This window comes from Micromonospora tarapacensis (assembly GCF_019697375.1).
Classification (GTDB): domain Bacteria; phylum Actinomycetota; class Actinomycetes; order Mycobacteriales; family Micromonosporaceae; genus Micromonospora; species Micromonospora tarapacensis.
Genome location: NZ_JAHCDI010000004.1, coordinates 1,278,051 through 1,292,863 on the forward strand (window position 1 = coordinate 1,278,051; position 14,813 = coordinate 1,292,863).

General features: G+C 72.7%; 12 protein-coding genes and 1 pseudogene. 9 read left to right on the plus strand and 4 right to left on the minus strand.

Annotated elements, in window-relative coordinates; genetic code table 11:
• Positions 1-2: 2 nt before the first annotated feature.
• Both KIF24_RS11725 and KIF24_RS11730 read left to right on the plus strand, forming a co-directional pair.
• Entirely contained in the window at positions 3-1,613 is a 1,611-nt protein-coding gene (locus KIF24_RS11725; protein ID WP_221084068.1) for an asparagine synthetase B family protein, read from the plus strand.
• Between the two features lie 71 nt (positions 1,614-1,684).
• A complete protein-coding gene (locus tag KIF24_RS11730) occupies positions 1,685-2,506 on the plus strand; it encodes a MerR family transcriptional regulator (RefSeq protein ID WP_221084069.1) in 822 nt (273 codons plus the stop codon).
• Between the two features lie 138 nt (positions 2,507-2,644).
• Here KIF24_RS11730 and KIF24_RS11735 read toward each other — a convergent pair whose 3' ends face one another.
• Together KIF24_RS11735 and KIF24_RS11740 are read right to left on the minus strand one after the other, a co-directional pair.
• Positions 2,645-2,866 (minus strand): DUF2188 domain-containing protein, encoded by a 222-nt coding sequence (locus KIF24_RS11735; RefSeq protein WP_221084070.1) that lies wholly within the window; start codon positions 2,864-2,866, stop codon positions 2,645-2,647.
• A 153-nt stretch (positions 2,867-3,019) separates the two neighbouring features.
• Complete coding sequence (locus KIF24_RS11740) at positions 3,020-4,477, minus strand: LVIVD repeat-containing protein (protein WP_221084071.1); 1,458 nt, start codon at positions 4,475-4,477, stop codon at positions 3,020-3,022.
• A gap of 141 nt (positions 4,478-4,618) precedes the next feature.
• Between KIF24_RS11740 and KIF24_RS11745 the strand changes: the two genes are divergently transcribed.
• Positions 4,619-5,341, plus strand: coding sequence for a DUF305 domain-containing protein (locus tag KIF24_RS11745; protein WP_221084072.1), 723 nt, complete (start codon positions 4,619-4,621; stop codon positions 5,339-5,341).
• A 74-nt stretch (positions 5,342-5,415) separates the two neighbouring features.
• On the opposite strand, the gene KIF24_RS11750 is transcribed toward KIF24_RS11745, so the two are convergent.
• A complete protein-coding gene (locus KIF24_RS11750) occupies positions 5,416-6,678 on the minus strand; it encodes a nucleotide sugar dehydrogenase (RefSeq protein WP_221084073.1) in 1,263 nt (420 codons plus the stop codon).
• A gap of 106 nt (positions 6,679-6,784) precedes the next feature.
• Positions 6,785-8,157 (minus strand): annotated as a pseudogene (locus tag KIF24_RS11755) (serine/threonine-protein kinase).
• 435 nt (positions 8,158-8,592) lie between these two features.
• Here KIF24_RS11755 and KIF24_RS11760 point away from each other — a divergent pair.
• The 6 genes from KIF24_RS11760 (at position 8,593) to egtD (ending at position 14,599) form a co-directional block, all read left to right on the plus strand.
• Complete coding sequence (locus KIF24_RS11760; protein WP_221084074.1) at positions 8,593-9,258, plus strand: RNA polymerase sigma factor; 666 nt, start codon at positions 8,593-8,595, stop codon at positions 9,256-9,258.
• A 1-nt stretch (position 9,259) separates the two neighbouring features.
• Entirely contained in the window at positions 9,260-10,063 is an 804-nt protein-coding gene (locus KIF24_RS11765) for a hypothetical protein (protein ID WP_221084075.1), read from the plus strand.
• Between the two features lie 190 nt (positions 10,064-10,253).
• Positions 10,254-11,489, plus strand: a complete 1,236-nt coding sequence (locus KIF24_RS11770; protein ID WP_221084076.1) for a glutamate-cysteine ligase family protein — start codon at positions 10,254-10,256, stop codon at positions 11,487-11,489.
• Positions 11,486-12,820: an ergothioneine biosynthesis protein EgtB gene (gene egtB, locus KIF24_RS11775; protein WP_221084077.1), complete on the plus strand. Its 1,335-nt coding sequence runs from the start codon at positions 11,486-11,488 to the stop codon at positions 12,818-12,820. Before KIF24_RS11770 ends, egtB begins: the two co-directional genes overlap by 4 nt.
• A 22-nt stretch (positions 12,821-12,842) precedes the next feature.
• Positions 12,843-13,589 carry an ergothioneine biosynthesis protein EgtC gene (egtC, locus tag KIF24_RS11780; protein ID WP_221084078.1) on the plus strand — a complete coding sequence of 249 codons (747 nt, stop codon included), beginning with the start codon at positions 12,843-12,845 and terminating at the stop codon, positions 13,587-13,589.
• 44 nt (positions 13,590-13,633) lie between these two features.
• Positions 13,634-14,599 (plus strand): L-histidine N(alpha)-methyltransferase, encoded by a 966-nt coding sequence (gene egtD / locus KIF24_RS11785; protein ID WP_221084079.1) that lies wholly within the window; start codon positions 13,634-13,636, stop codon positions 14,597-14,599.
• The last annotated feature ends 214 nt before the right edge of the window (positions 14,600-14,813 follow it).

The following is a 14,813-nucleotide window of genomic DNA, read 5'->3' on the forward strand; positions in this document are numbered from 1 at the left end:
CGATGTGCGGAATCGTGCTCAGCGTCGGCCCGGAGGCCGACCCGGCGATCTTCCGGCGGATGCTCGGCACGCTCGCCCCGCGAGGTGAGGTCACCGAAACCCGGTACGAGAGTGGCCTGCTGGCCGGAACCCGGCGGTTGCGGGTGGTGGACCGGGAGCGTGCGGTGCAGCCCTGGGTCTCCGCCGACGAACGCTGGCTGCTCTGCTACAACGGCGAGGTCTTCAACCACCACGAGTTGCGTACCGAGCTGAGCGGACTCGGCCACCGGTTCCGCAGCAGCAGCGACACCGAGGTGGTGCTCGCCGCCTTCGAGCACTGGGGCGAGCGGATGGTGACCCGGCTGCGCGGCGAGTACGCGTTCGCCGTCGTGGAACGGGCCACCGGTCGGGCGTACCTGGTGCGGGACCCGCTCGGGGTGAAGCCGCTCTACTGGGCGCGGACGCCGGGGTGCCTGCACGTGGCGAGCGAGGTGAAGGCGCTGACGCGGCTGGGCGTGCCGGTGGCGGAGGTGCCGCCGGGACAGCACGGCTGGGCCGACGCCGACCGGCAGGTCCGGCTGCGGCCGTACGTGGACCTGCTCGCCCTCGGCGCGGGGCTGCCGGTGGTGGCGGACCCGGACGAGGCCGCCCTGCTCGTCCGTACCGCCCTCACCGACAGCATCCGGGTGCGGCTGGACACCGACCTCACGGTGGGCGTGGTGCTCTCCGGCGGGCTGGACAGCTCGCTGGCGCTGCTGCACGCGGCACAGCTGCATCCGGACTGCGTCGCGGTCACCGTCGGTGCGCCGGGCAGCCCCGACCTGGCGTACGCCCGCCGGCTGGCGAAGGACCTCGGCGTGCCGCACGAGGTGGTGGAGCTGCGCCCGCGCGACATCCGGCTCGCCGACGTGCGGGAGGCGATCCGGATGTCGGAGCTGACCGAGTACGGCGACATCATCAACGCGGTGGTCTCGGTGCCGATCTTCCGCCGGCTGCGGGAGCTGGGCGTCAAGGTGGTGCTCACCGGCGACGGCTCCGACGAGCTGTTCGGCGGTTACCCGATGTACCACGAGGTCGGACCGGCGGCGTCCCGGCGCCTCTTCCTGCACAAGATCCGCAACCTGTGCCGTACCGAGTTGCAGCGGGTCGACCGGACCAGCATGGGGTTCGGTGTCGAGGCCCGGGTGCCGTTCCTGGACCTGGCCGTGGTCGAGCTGGCGATGCGGCTGCCGATCGAGCTGAAGATGCGCGCCGGCCAGGAGAAGTGGATCGTCCGGCGGGCCTTCGCCGACCTGTTGCCCGACTACATCCGGCGCCGCCCGAAGAACCCGATGTCGTACTCGTCCGGCCTGCACGAGCGGGCCCGGCTGTACAAGCCACTCTTCGCCCGGCTGTACCGTTCGTTCGGCTACCACCTGCTGGAGCCGGTCCGCCGCGACTTCGACAGCGTGCTGATGCGCTGCGGCAACGACCTGGACGCCGCACTCGCCGCCGGCCGGGCCAGGCCGGACTACACCGTGCTGGAACACGCCCGCGACCTGGTCGGCGCGGCACGGTGGAACGCCGCGCCGATGATGCGCCGGCTGGTGTCCCCGCGCCGCAACCGGGGCGACGGGGCACCGCTGCCCGGCTGAACCGCCGCCCGAGCGGACTGGTGGCCCGCGGTTGACTCTGACACGGTGTCAGCGCCGACCGTGGAGGGACCATGTTCACCATCGGAGACTTCGCCAGCCTGGGCCGGGTGTCGGTGCGGATGCTGCGGCACTACGACAGCATCGGACTGCTGCCGCCGGCCGCCGTCGACCCGCACAGCGGCTACCGCTACTACACCGCCGCCCAGCTGGGCCGGCTCAACCGGGTGATCGCCCTCAAGGACCTGGGCCTGACACTGGGCCAGGTGCGGGCGATCCTCGACGACGCCGTCGACCTCGCCGAGCTGCGCGGCATGCTGCGGCTGCGCCGTGCCCAACTGGAGGCGCAGCTGGCGGCGGACACCGCCCGGCTGTCCGGGGTCGAGGCGAGGCTCCACATGATCGAGACGGAGGGTCGGATGACCAGTCAGGACGTTGTGATCAAGAAGCTCCCGCCGATCCGGGTCGCGGAGCTGAGCGCGGTCGCCCGCAGCTACGACGGCGCGGACATCGGCCCGGTGCTGACCCCGCTCTACCCGGAGCTGTTCCGCCGGCTGGAGGCCGCCGGCGTCCGCCCGATCGGGCCGGCGCTGGCCTGGTACGACCCGGCCGACGACGGCGAGGCGGTCGTGGTGCACGCCGGGGTCGGGTTCGACGCCGGCCCGGCGGCGGCCCGCGACTTCGCCGTGGTGGACCTGCCGCCGGTCACGGCGGCGACGACGATCCACCACGGCCCGATGGACTCGGCCGACCGCAGCCTGCAGGTGTTGGCCCGCTGGATCGAGGAGAACGACTGGCGGACGGACGGCTACGCCCGTGAGTTCTACCTGGAGTACTGGCCCGAGGAGGCCGACAAGGGCGTCACCGAGCTGCAACTGCCGGTGCGTCGGGCCTGAACCCGGACGGCCGCCCGGCACGGAGGGCGGGCGGCCGTCGCTCGCCGGTCTCCGGCCGGCTCAGCCGGCGTCGCCACGGAAGCCGATCGCGGCGAGCGTGCCGAGAATCGCCACGGCCGCGCTGGTGCGGCGGCCCGGTCAGCCGGCGGGCGGGTACGGGTCGTCCTGGTAGGTGAATTCGGTCTCGATCTTCCCGTCGGCGGTGTGCACCACGAGCTGGCTGGGCTCGTTGCCGTGCGCCGCCGTGCGCCCGGCGTCGACCGCCCGCTGCTTCGTGTCGTAGTGGCCGACGATCGTGCTGCCCTGCTCGACCTTCCAGCCAGCGCCGTCGGGCACCACGTGGTACTCGTTGCGTTTCATGTCACCACCCCTGTCCTGCGTGACGGACGAGGTACCCGTGGCGCGCGGGAGGAAACGCGACGGATGGTGTCCTCGGGTCCGCACCGCCGGTACGCGACCGGGCCCGGCCACCCGCGGTGCGGGTCGGGGCCGGGCCCGGTGGGTGCGGGGTGCCTACCAGCTCAGGTAGCTGGGCTGGGTCTGGACGTTCAACTCGCGGTAGTGGACCAGCTTGGCCGTCCACGTCCGCCAGTCGTTGAGTTCGAGCACGTCCAACCCCTTCTGGATGTCAGAGGAGTAGATGTGTCCGTTGTAGTAGTAGGCGGACCAGGAGCCGCCGATCATCAGCTGGGTGTCCGACAGCGGGCCGCGCTCCCAGAAGCCGATCTCCTTCGGCTTGCGGGAGTTGGTGAAGTCCCAGACCGACACGCCGCCCTGGTACCACGCCTGGACCATGATGTCCTTGCCGAGCACCGGGATCAGCGAGCCGTTGTGCGCCACGCAGTTCTCGGTGTCGCCGTTGGTCCGCGGGATCTTGTAGTAGCTGCGGAACTCCAGCTTCCGGCCGTTGCCACGGCCGGTGATGTCGTAGATGGCGTTGGCGCCACGGTCCGGACCCACGGTCTCGTTGCAGGTGGCGCCGCCACCGCCGCCGAGCTCGTCGGTGAAGACGACCTTGGTGCCGCGGTTGTTGAAGGTCGCCGAGTGCCAGAACGCGAAGTTGGTCGTGTCCCGCACGGTGTGCAGCACCCGCGGTGCCTCCCGCCTGCTGATGTCCAGCAGCACTCCGTCACCCATGCACGCGCCGGCCGCGAGGTCCTTGGCCGGGTAGGCGGTGATGTCATGGCAGCCGGTGGTCGCCGAGCCGCCCGGCCGTCCCTGGTAGCCGCCGTCGGAGAAGAGGTTCGGCGTGGCGACGACGGCGGCGTCGGTCGGCTTCTTCAGCGGCACCTTCACGATGCTGATCGAGTCGTGCGGTGGCTGGCAGTCCGGGAACGCGGTCTGCGGGCTGTACGAGGAGACGTAGAGGTAGACCGACTTCTTGTCCTTGCCCGGCACCAGCGTGTGGGTGTGTGAGCCGCAGGCGGTCTCGACCGACTTGAGGTAGCGGGGCTTGGTCTTGTCCCGGACGTCGAAGATCTTGATGCCCTCCCACGATTCCTTGACCGTGGCGGACTGGGAGGCGCTGCTGCACGAGTCGTCGTTGCGGGACGAGTCGGTCGACAGGAAGAGCAGGTTCCCGTGGATGGAGACGTCGTTCTGCGCGCCCGGGCAGAGCACCTGCGACACGATCCTCGGCCGGCTCGGCCTGGAGACGTCGTAGATGACCAGGCCGTCGTAGTTGCCGACGAAGGCGTACTTGCCCTGGAAGGCGATGTCGGTGCCGAGTGCCGCGGTGGTGTCGAACGGAGCCTGCTTCGGCAGGTTGGCGATCAGCCTGAGGTTGTAGCTGCTGGAGATCTCGTCGACACCGAGGGGTGCCTCGACGGCCGCGGCGGACTCGGTGGCCGCTTGCGAGACGGTCTGCGCGTTGCCCGGTGGGGCAACGGCGATGCTGGCGAGGAGGAGCCCGGTGGCGGCCACACTGACGATGCGCAGTTGCCGCCCCCGTGGCAGGGTCGATCCGACCATCGGCGACACCCTTCACGAAAGGGAAATGACGATGGCCGTACCTTACTCACCGAAGAGATTCATCGATGTGACCTCGATCACATCTTGCGGTCATCGTCAATGGTTACGATCGCTGCGACCTCGACCCTGAGGGGGTGTCGCATGACCGCCCGACGTGGACGGCTGCTCGCCGTCGTCACATCGGTCGCCGTGGTGCTGACCGCCGGGGCACTCGCGCTGCGCGGCGGCACCGAAGACGCCGTCGCGCCCGACTCGGCACCGGCCGCGGTCACCGCCGATCCCGCACCGACCGCCGCCGATCCCGCACCGACCGCGCAGGACGCCGACGTCCCGCCGGTCATCGTGCCCGGACGGCCCGGTGAGGAGGCCGCCGAGCGGGACGCCGCCGAGGTCCGCGACGACTCGTCACCGCGCTACAACAGCCTGGACACCTGGTTCGTACGGATGATGATCTCGCACCACCAGCAGGCGCTGGAGATGGCCGGGCTGGCGACCGACCGTGCCGCCGCCGCGCAGGTGCGCGCTTTGGCCGAGCGGATTCGGGCCAGCCAGGGGCCGGAGATCGGAGTGTTGCGCGCCTGGCTCACCGCGCGCGGCCTCGCCGGCGAGGTCGACGGACACGACCACACCACGATGCGCGGCATGCATTCCCCCGAGGCGATGCGCCGGCTCGCCGACGCCCGCGGTGCCGACTTCGACCGTCTCTTCCTGCAGATGATGACCGAGCATCACGAGGGTGCCGTGGTGATGGCGACCGACGTGCTCAAGGTCGGCCTCGACCTGACCGTGGAGCAGTTCGCCACCTCCGTCGCCACCGAGCAGGCCGTCGAGATCGCCCGGATGCGCGACATCCTGCCGACCTGACCGGCGGCAGCCCGCGCCGGTGCCCGCCGCTGCCCGTGTTGCTCACCCTCCGCCGAGCTGGCGGGTCTGCTGTCTCAGAGGCGCTCCACGGTGGGGCCGGTGCAGCGGTTGCGAGTGTCGAAGACGTAACGGGCGTGCCGGGTGACCAGGTCATAGTCGAAGACATCGTGGTCGGTGACCACCACCACGCCGTCGGCGGCGCGCACCTCACGCTCGGTCAGGTCCACCGTCAGCACGCCGGCGGGAAGGTGGTGTGCCTGGGCGTACGGCTCGACCGCGCGGACCTCGGCGCCGAGTTCTCGCAGTCGCCGGGCCACGTCGACCGCCGGCGAGTCGCGCATGTCCCCGGTGTTGCGTTTGTACGCCAGGCCGAGCAGGAGCAGCCGGGCGCCGTTGAGGGCCCGCCCGGACCGGTTCAGCCCCGCCATCACCCGCTGCGCCACGTGCTCGGGCATCTCGTGGTTGACGTCGTTGGCCAGTTCGATGAACCGGAACTGCCGCCCGAGGCGGCGCTTGACCTGCCAGGAGAGGTAGCAGGGGTCGATCGGCAGGCAGTGCCCACCGACACCGGGGCCGGGCCGGAACGGCATGAAGCCGAACGGCTTGCTCTCCGCCGCGTCGATCGCCTGCCACACGTCGATGTCCAGCTGGTGCGAGAGCATCGTCAGCTCGTTGACCAGGGCGATGTTGACCTGGCGGAAGGTGTTCTCAAGCAGCTTGGTCAGCTCGGCGACGCGGGTCGAGTCCACCGGCACCGTACGCTCCACCAGGCGGCGGTAGAACCCGTCGACCCGGGCCAGCGAGGCGTCGTCCACGCCGGAGACCACCTTCGGGGTGTTCTCCAGCCGCCAGGTCCGGTTGCCCGGGTCGATCCGTTCGGGGCTGTACCCGAGGTGGAAGTCCCCGGGACTACGCAACCCGCTGGCCGACTCCAGCAGTGGACGCAGCAACTCCTCGGTGGTGCCCGGGTAGGTGGTGGACTCCAGGACCACCGCGCAGCCCGGCCGCAGGTACGGCCCGACCGCCGTGCCGGCCTGCTCGACGAAGCTCAGGTCGGGCGTGCCGTCGCGCAGCGGCGTGGGCACGGTGATGACGCAGACGTCGAAGTCCTTGGCGTCGGCGTAGTCGGTGCTCGGGTGGTAGCGGCCACTGGCCAGTGCCCGGCCGAGCCGGTCGGCGGGGATGTCCGCCACGAACGACTCGCCCGAGGAGAGGCGCTTGACCCGGTCCGCGTCGACATCGAGGCCGACCACGTCCAGACCGACCTCCACGGCCCGCACGGCCAGCGGCAGACCGACGTACCCCTGGCCGATGACGACCAACTTCTCCACGCTCACCCGAGCTCCCGAACAGTAGGGGATAACTGCTGGTGAGGAGCCTAGAGCGAGGTCTGCTGCCGTACGTCCGTTTCGGGAAATTCGGGAAGGTCGGGGTGGGTGTGACTCAGCTGCCCTCGTCACCGGTGTCCGGTGGTGTCACCGGCGGAGGGCTCGACGTCGGCGGGTCGGACGGCTCGGTCGAGCTCGTCGGGGAGGCGCTGGACGCGGTCGGCTCGGGCTCGGGGTCGGGCTCCGGCGCCGTCGGGTCCGGTGACTCGGGCTCGCTCGACTCGCTGGGCTGCGGCGTGGTCGGCCCCGGCGACGGGGATTTTGTCGGTCTGACCGTCGAGCCGGCCGGACGGAGCGGCGGCACCTGGGCGGGCACGCTCTCCTCGCCGGTCGACGGCGCCACCTCATCGACGACGGACTCGGCCGTCGGCCCGGGGTCGGCAGCTTGACCGCCGGGGTGTCGGCCTCATGCGCCGCGCCGAGCGCCGCGCCCAACGCCGTCAACCCGACCAGCACGGCGGTGAGCGCACCGACGAGGGTGCCGCGGCGTCGCCGGCCGCCGGGCGGTGGTGCGCCGGTCACCGGCAGGTCGGCCCGGGTGTCCGGCCCAGCGTCCCGCAGCGCCGCCGCGACCGGCACCATGGCCGTGGGCAGTGACCCCTCCGAGACGGCGGTCCGGGCGGCCTCCGCCATCGCGGCACCGCTGCTGAACCGGTCGGTCGGATCCTTGGCCAGCGCGCGGGCGATCAGCACCCGTACCGCTTCCGGAATGTCCGGCGGCAGTTCGGGCGGTGGGTCGTCGAGGTGTCGGACGGCGACCTGGAGCGGGTTGTCACCGGTGAACGGCGGGCTGCCGGTGAGGCAGCAGTAGCCGACCGCGCCGAGCGCGTACAGGTCGGTCGCCCCGGAGACCGGCCGTCCGGCGGCCTGCTCGGGTGCCATGTAGAGCGCGGTGCCGGGCACCGCGTTCGTGCTGGTGATGCTCGTGATGTCCGTCGAGCGGGCGACGCCGAAGTCGACCAGGACGACGGTGCCGTCCTCCTGGACCAGGAGGTTGCTCGGCTTCACGTCGCGGTGCACGATCCCGCCGAGGTGCGCGGCGTGCAGCGCCTGGGCCGCCTGCGCGACGACCGACATGGCCGCGCCCACCTCCAGGCGGCCCTCGGCCTCGATCCGCTTGGACAGCGGCTGGCCGCTGACGAACTCCATGATCAGGTAGTCGGCCCGGCCGCCGCCGGGCAGGTCGTCCTGGCCACAGTCGAAGACCTGCACGATTCCCGGGTGGCGCAGCGCCGCCATGATCCGTGCCTCGGCCCGGAAGCGGGCGATGAAGCCGGGATCGGAAACCAGCGACGGCAGCAGCACCTTGACGGCGACCTGCCGGCGGAGGATCAGGTCGGTCGCCCGCCAGACGTCGCCCATGCCGCCGGTGGCGAGCCGTTCGTCCAAGCGGTACCGACCGCTGATTACGACCTCCGATGACAACACGGCACCACCGTACCCACAGCGGCCAGGAAAGGGCGCGCCGGTAGGTCCCGGAACGGAGTCGGGTGAGCGGCAACCCGGCATCCCTGCGGTGATCCCCCGGGCACCAGGCGTCACCGCGCCGGCGCGGGTAGACAATTCTCACTGCGAGTGTGGGCATCGGGGCTTGTCCGGCCACGTCCGGGCTCCTAGCGTTAGCCCGATTCCGGTCGAGGCTCGGCGACGGCCGCACCGTGCCCGGTTGTGGCCCTCGCCAAGCTCGGCGAAGATCCGCTTCCGGACCGCGGTGGTGCGGAACGAAACCGTGGTGGTGCGGAACGAACAAGGCAACGGGGGCGGGGTGCGGGAAGAGGTACGGCTCGAAGAGCGCCCCGGCGCCGTGCGCGTCCGCCTGCCGGACGTCTCCCGCGCGAGCCGGTGGCCGGATGCGGCGCGGCCATGAGCGGCGAACTGAGTCAGGCGGTCGAGGCGGCCAAGGCCGGCGACGAGGACGCGTTCCGTTTCCTCTACCGCAGCCTGCAACCGGGGCTGCTGCGCTACCTGACCGCGCTGGTCGGTGCGGACGCCGAGGACGTCGCGTCGGAGACGTGGCTGCAGGTGGCCCGGGACCTTCCCACCTTCACCGGTGGCGAGTTCCGTGCCTGGGCCGTCACCATCGGCCGGAATCGGGCCATGGACCATCTGCGCCGGCAACGGCGTCGACCTGCCCTGTCGGTGCCGGTGCAGGAACTCTGCGAGCTGGCCGGGGACGCGGACACCGCGGAACGGGCCGGGGAGGCCATCGGCACCGAGGCGGCCCTCGCGATGATCGCCGGCCTGCCACCCCGGGAGGCCGAGGCGGTGTTGCTGCGGGCGGTGGTCGGGCTCGACGCCGAGACCGCCGGGCGGGTGCTCGGCCGCCGGGCCGGTGCGGTGCGCACCGCCGCCCACCGTGGGCTGCGCCGGCTGGCCGTGCTGCTGGACCAGCAGGGCGCCAGCGCGGCGCCCGGCGCCACGGGCAACCCGCCGGACGATGTTCCGACCGCGTCGCGCATCGACGTCCGGCCGCGCCCGCGTACCGACGGCCCGCCACCGGCTGCACAGGCCGAACCGGTGGACGGCTGACATGCGGGGACTGCGGGTGATGCTGCGCCGGTCGGTCCGGGCAAAGTACCGGACCGACCACGACGGGCTGCTGGACCACGGCGCCGGCCCTCGGTCCGAGCCGTCGGCGGGCGGCTCGGCGGGCGTGCTCGCCGGCTTGCTACGGGCGGCTGCCGCCCCGCCCCGCGCCCAGGAACTCGCCGGCGAGGAGGCGGCGCTCGCCGCGTTCCGCGCGGCCCGGCAGGGTGCCACGGAGGCACCGCCGGTCGCCCGGGCACGTCGCCGCCGGAGATTCACCGCTGGCGCCGTCGCCTGGATCGCCGGGCTGGCGGCCACCGCCACCGCGGGGGCGGCGCTGGCGGCGGGCGGCCTGGATGGGCTGGACGGCCTGGGCGGTCCCGGACCGTCGGCCCCGCTGCCCTCCGCGGCCAGTTCGGCCGAGCCGTCGCGCACCGCAGGCGACGGTCGACCGTCCGACGAACCCACCGGGGCACCGGCCGGCCGCCCGACCGGCGGCCCCACCGGTGATCCGACGCGCGGCGCGGCGGTGTCCCCGACGCCCCCGGCCGGCGCACCCGGAGACCCGGAGCCCGCCGCTTCCGGCTACGTCGGTCCGGGCAACTCGACCAACACCAGCGATCGGCCCGGTCTCTGCCGGGCCTACCTGGCCAAGCCGGCGCGTCAACGGGAACGCGCCCTGCGGACCCCGGCCTTCGCCGAACTGGTGGTCCGCGCCGGTGGTGCGGAGAATGTCGAGGGCTACTGCCGGACCGTGCTGGCCGATCCCGATCAGGATCCGCGACCCAGCGCGACTCCCGCCGGCTGACCGGGGTGGCGGCCGATCCGCCGGGTGCCGGATGACCGGATCGTGAATTCCGTTCGACGGACGGCCGGCTCCTGCTAGACAGATGATGGCGGAGCCGCCCGGCCCTGGCGTGGATGTCACCGGGGCGGGTTAATGTCACCGGGCCGGGTTACGGTGGCGGGCGGATCCGGGTCGGGAAGGGAGCCGTCGGATGGTGACGTCGCCGGAGGTGGATCAGGTTCCGGTGCTGCGTGACCGCGCCGCTGCCGCTCGTCACCTGGCCCGCATCTGCTTCAAGACCGGCCCACCCATCTTCACCGGGGTCGAGCTCGAATGGACGGTCCACGACGCCGCCGACGCGGCCCGCCCTCTCGACGCCGCCCGGCTGCGCGCGGCGCTGGGGCCCTACAGCCCCGCCACGCTGGACCCGACCAGCCCCGCCCTGCGACTGCTCCAGGGCAGCACGATGACCGTCGAGCCGGGCGGGCAACTGGAGATATCCAGCCCGCCCCGAGCCTCCGTCGCCGCGCTGATCGAGGCCACCCAGTCCGACATCGACCAGGCCACCCGTCTGCTGAACGTCGCCGGCCTGACCCTGGGTCGCGCCGGCATCGATCCGTACCGACCCCCGCAGCCGGTGATCGACACGCCGCGCTACCGCGCCATGCGCCGGGTCTTCGACCGGGACGGACCGGACGGTCGGACGATGATGTACAGCACGGCCGGCCTGCAGATCTGCCTCGACGCGGGTCAGCCCGAGCAACTCGGGGCCCGCTGGGAACTGGTCCACGCCATCGGCCCGACCTTGCTGGCCGCCTTCGCCACCGCCGGCCGGCACGCGGGCCGGGACACCGGCTGGGCGTCGGCCCGGATGGGGGCGTGGTGGCGCATCGATCCCGCCCGTACCGCCCCGGTCTGGTCCCCGGGTCGGGCTGACCCGGACCCGGTCGCCGCCTGGACGGCGTACGTGCTGGCCGCCCCGCTGCTCTGTGTCCGCCGCGACGACGGGGACTGGACGCCACCGCCGGACGTGACGTTCGCCGACTGGATAGGCGGGGCGTTGCCCCGGCCGCCCGGCGTCGACGACCTCGAATACCACGTCTCCACGCTCTTTCCGCCGGTACGCCCGCGTGGCTACCTCGAACTGCGCTACCTCGACGCGCAACCCGGGCGGGACTGGATCCTGCCGCCGGCGCTGCTCGGCGCGCTGCTCAGCGGTCCGGACACGGTGGCCGCCGCGATGGCGGTGACCGCACCGGCGGCCGACGGCTGGCACACCGCCGCCCGGCGGGGCCTGCGCGACCCCGTCCTGGCTCGCGCCGCGGTCGAGCTGTTCGACCTGACCCGGGCGGCGCTGCCGCGGCTGGACCTGCCGCCGGCCCTGCACGACGAGATCGACCAGGGGATCCGACGACGGCGCGACGCCGCAGAGAGGAGCCAGCGGTGACCGATCCCGGCACCGGCCGGAGTGCCGAGCAACTACGCGGCTGGATCGCCGCGGAGCTGGACCGCACCCGGGCCCGAAGCGCACTGCTGACCGAGGCCGTGGATGACGGTGACCTGGTGCGCCAGCACTCGCCGTTGATGTCGCCACTGGTCTGGGACCTGGCCCACGTGGGCAACCAGGAGGAGATCTGGCTGGTTCGGGACGTCGGGGGGCGGGAGCCCGTCCGGCGCGACATCGATGACCTGTACGACGCCTTCAAACAGCCGCGCCGGGACCGTCCGTCGCTGCCGCTGCTGCCGCCCGCGCAGGCGCGAGCCTACGTGGCCACCGTCCGGGACAAGGTGTACGACCTGCTGGACGGGGTGGTCTTCGACAGTCGCCGGTTGGTCGCCGACGGCTTCGCCTTCGGCATGGTCGTGCAGCACGAACAGCAGCACGACGAGACCATGCTCGCCACCCACCAGCTGCGCTCCGGGCCCGCGGTGCTGCGCTCGCCGCCGCCGCCCGAGCCGAGTGCCCGGGTGCCCGCCGAGGTGCTGGTGCCGGCCGGCCCCTTCGTCATGGGCACCGACGCCGACCCGTGGGCGCTGGACAACGAGCGCCCGGCTCACCGGGTGGACCTGCCCGCGTACGCGATCGACGCCGCGCCGGTGACCAACGGGGCGTACCGCGGGTTCATCGCCGACGGCGGCTACGACGAGCCCCGCTGGTGGAGCGAGGCGGGCTGGCGACACCGCTGCGCGGCCGCGCTGAGCGCGCCGATGCACTGGCGGCGCGACGGCGACGGCTGGGCGTACCAACGCTTCGGCCGTTGGGATCCGGTCCGCGACGACGAGCCGGTGGTGCACGTCTGCTTCCACGAGGCGCAGGCGTACGCCGCCTGGGCCGGCAGGCGACTGCCCAGCGAGGCGGAGTGGGAGAAGGCGGCCCGCTGGGACCCGACCACCGGTCGCTCCCGCCGCTATCCGTGGGGCGACGACGAGCCGACCGCGACCCACGCCAACCTGGGGCAGCGGCACCTGTGGCCGGCTCCGGTCGGCGCCTACCCGGCCGGTGCCTCGCCGCTCGGCGTGCACCAGCTCGTCGGCGACGTGTGGGAGTGGACCGCCACCCCGTTCCGGGGATATCCGGGCTTCGCCGCGTTCCCCTACCGGGAGTACTCCGAGGTCTTCTTCGGCGACGACTACCAGGTCCTGCGGGGCGGTTCGTTCGGTACCGACCGGGCCGCCTGCCGGGGCACGTTCCGCAACTGGGACTACCCCATCCGCCGGCAGATCTTCAGCGGCTTCCGGTGCGCCCGGGACGCCCGCCCCGACGAGGCGCGCCCGTGACGGGCCTGGACCGGGTCGCCTGATGTGCCGACATCTGGCCTACCTCGGGCCGCCGGTGTTCCTGCGCGAGTTGCTGTTCGACCCGCCCCACTCGCTGCTGCGCCAGTCCTGGGCGCCGCGCGACATGCGCGGCGGCGGGACGATCAACGCCGACGGGTTCGGCGTCGGCTGGTACCCGGACGGCGGCCTGCCGGTGCGGTACCGGCGTGCCCAGCCGATCTGGAGCGACCCGACCATCGCCGAACTCGCGGCGGTCACCTCGGCCGGCGCGGTGCTGGCCGCGGTCCGCTCGGCCACGGTCGGCATGGCGGTCGTCGACGCCGCCGCCGCGCCGTTCGCCGAGGGACGGTGGCTGTTCTCGCACAACGGCGTGGTGCGCGGCTGGCCGGATTCGGTGGTGCCGCTCGCCGCCGCGCTGCCGGTGCGGGATCTGCTCACGCTCGACGTGAGCACCGACTCGGCGTTGTTGTGGGCGCTGGTCCGGGCCCGGTTGCGCGCGGGTGTCGGGCCGGGTCGCGCGGTCGCCGAGACGGTCACCTCGGTCGCCGAGGTCGCCCCCGGCTCGCGGCTCAACCTGCTGCTCACCGACGGTCACACGGTGGTCGCCAGCGTGGCGGGGCACGCGCTGTCGCTGCGAACCACACCGCTGTCGGTGCTGCTGGCCTCCGAACCGCACGACGACGAACCGGGTTGGCGGGAGGTGCCCGAGGGGCAGCTCGTGGAGGCCACCGTGACCGAGGTACGCCAGTACGCCCTCGCGGGGTCGTGACCGGCCCGGCCGCACCCAGACAGGCACGACGGAAGGGGAAACAGATGAGCGCTGAGCCGCTCGAGATCCATCTCGACGACCAGGACCTCGGGCGCAGCCTGCGGCGGGACGTACGGGTCGGGCTCTCCGCCGGGCAGAAGTGGCTGCCGCCGAAGTGGTTCTACGACACCCGGGGCAGCGAGCTGTTCGACGAGATCACCCGGCTGCCCGAGTATTACCCGACCCGGGCCGAGCGTGCGGTGCTGGCCGAGCGTGCGGCCGAGATCGCCGAGTTGACCGCTGCGAAGACCCTGATCGAGCTCGGCTCCGGCTCGTCGGAGAAGACCCGGCTGCTGTTGGACGCGTTCGTCCGCGCGGGTGGCCTCGGGACGTTCGTACCGCTCGACGTGTCGGTCAGCGCCCTGCGGGGGTCCACCACCACCCTCGCCGCCGACTACCCCGGGCTGCGGGTGCGCGGCATCGTCGGGGACTTCACCCGTCATCTGGACCGGCTGCCCACCGGCGGGCGGCGGCTGGTGATCTTCCTGGGCGGCACCGTCGGCAACCTGCTGCCGGTCGAGCGGGCCGAGTTCCTCGCCCGGATGCGGGCCGCGCTGGAGGTGGGTGACTGGCTGCTGGTCGGTGCCGACCTGGTCAAGGACCCGGCGGTGATCGTGCCGGCGTACGACGACGCGGCGGGGGTGACCGCGGAGTTCAACCGCAACGTGTTGCGGGTGCTCAACCGGGAACTCGGCGCCGACCTCGACCCGGAGGCGTTCGCCCACGTCGCGCTCTGGGATCCGGAACACGAGTGGATCGAGATGCGGCTGCGGGCCGAGCGGCCGATGCGGGTACGGGTGCTCGACCTGGACGTCGGCTTCGCCGCGGGGGAGGACCTGCGGACGGAGGTGTCGGCGAAGTTCCGCCCCGAAGGCATCACCGGCGAACTGGACTCGGCGGGGTTCCGCGCGGAGCGGTTCTGGACCGACCCCGACGGTCTGTTCGGCGTGACCCTGGCCCGGGCCGGCTGACCCGACCGATCCGACCCGGACGGGGCCGGCCCGACGGCGCGGATGGGTCGACTCACCCGGCGGTTCGGGTCGGTGGATGATCGGCTATGGTGGGCGGCAGCGAAGGGGAGTAGCCCGCAACGTCGTGGTCGACATACTGGTGCGTTTCGCATCCGGCCACGGGGCCTCGTGCGATGAGGCGGGCGAGACCTTCGACCCAGGCTTTGCAGCCGGG

Coding starts and splice junctions, on each gene's coding strand:
- KIF24_RS11765 (WP_221084075.1), top strand. CDS start 9,260: ATGCGGGGACTGCGGGTGATGCTGCGCCGGTCGGTCCGGGCAAAGTAC.
- KIF24_RS11735 (WP_221084070.1), bottom strand. CDS start 2,866: ATGAAACGCAACGAGTACCACGTGGTGCCCGACGGCGCTGGCTGGAAG.
- KIF24_RS11740 (WP_221084071.1), bottom strand. CDS start 4,477: ATGGTCGGATCGACCCTGCCACGGGGGCGGCAACTGCGCATCGTCAGT.
- KIF24_RS11760 (WP_221084074.1), top strand. CDS start 8,593: ATGAGCGGCGAACTGAGTCAGGCGGTCGAGGCGGCCAAGGCCGGCGAC.
- KIF24_RS11730 (WP_221084069.1), top strand. CDS start 1,685: ATGTTCACCATCGGAGACTTCGCCAGCCTGGGCCGGGTGTCGGTGCGG.
- KIF24_RS11745 (WP_221084072.1), top strand. CDS start 4,619: ATGACCGCCCGACGTGGACGGCTGCTCGCCGTCGTCACATCGGTCGCC.
- egtD (WP_221084079.1), top strand. CDS start 13,634: ATGAGCGCTGAGCCGCTCGAGATCCATCTCGACGACCAGGACCTCGGG.
- KIF24_RS11770 (WP_221084076.1), top strand. CDS start 10,254: ATGGTGACGTCGCCGGAGGTGGATCAGGTTCCGGTGCTGCGTGACCGC.
- egtC (WP_221084078.1), top strand. CDS start 12,843: ATGTGCCGACATCTGGCCTACCTCGGGCCGCCGGTGTTCCTGCGCGAG.
- KIF24_RS11725 (WP_221084068.1), top strand. CDS start 3: ATGTGCGGAATCGTGCTCAGCGTCGGCCCGGAGGCCGACCCGGCGATC.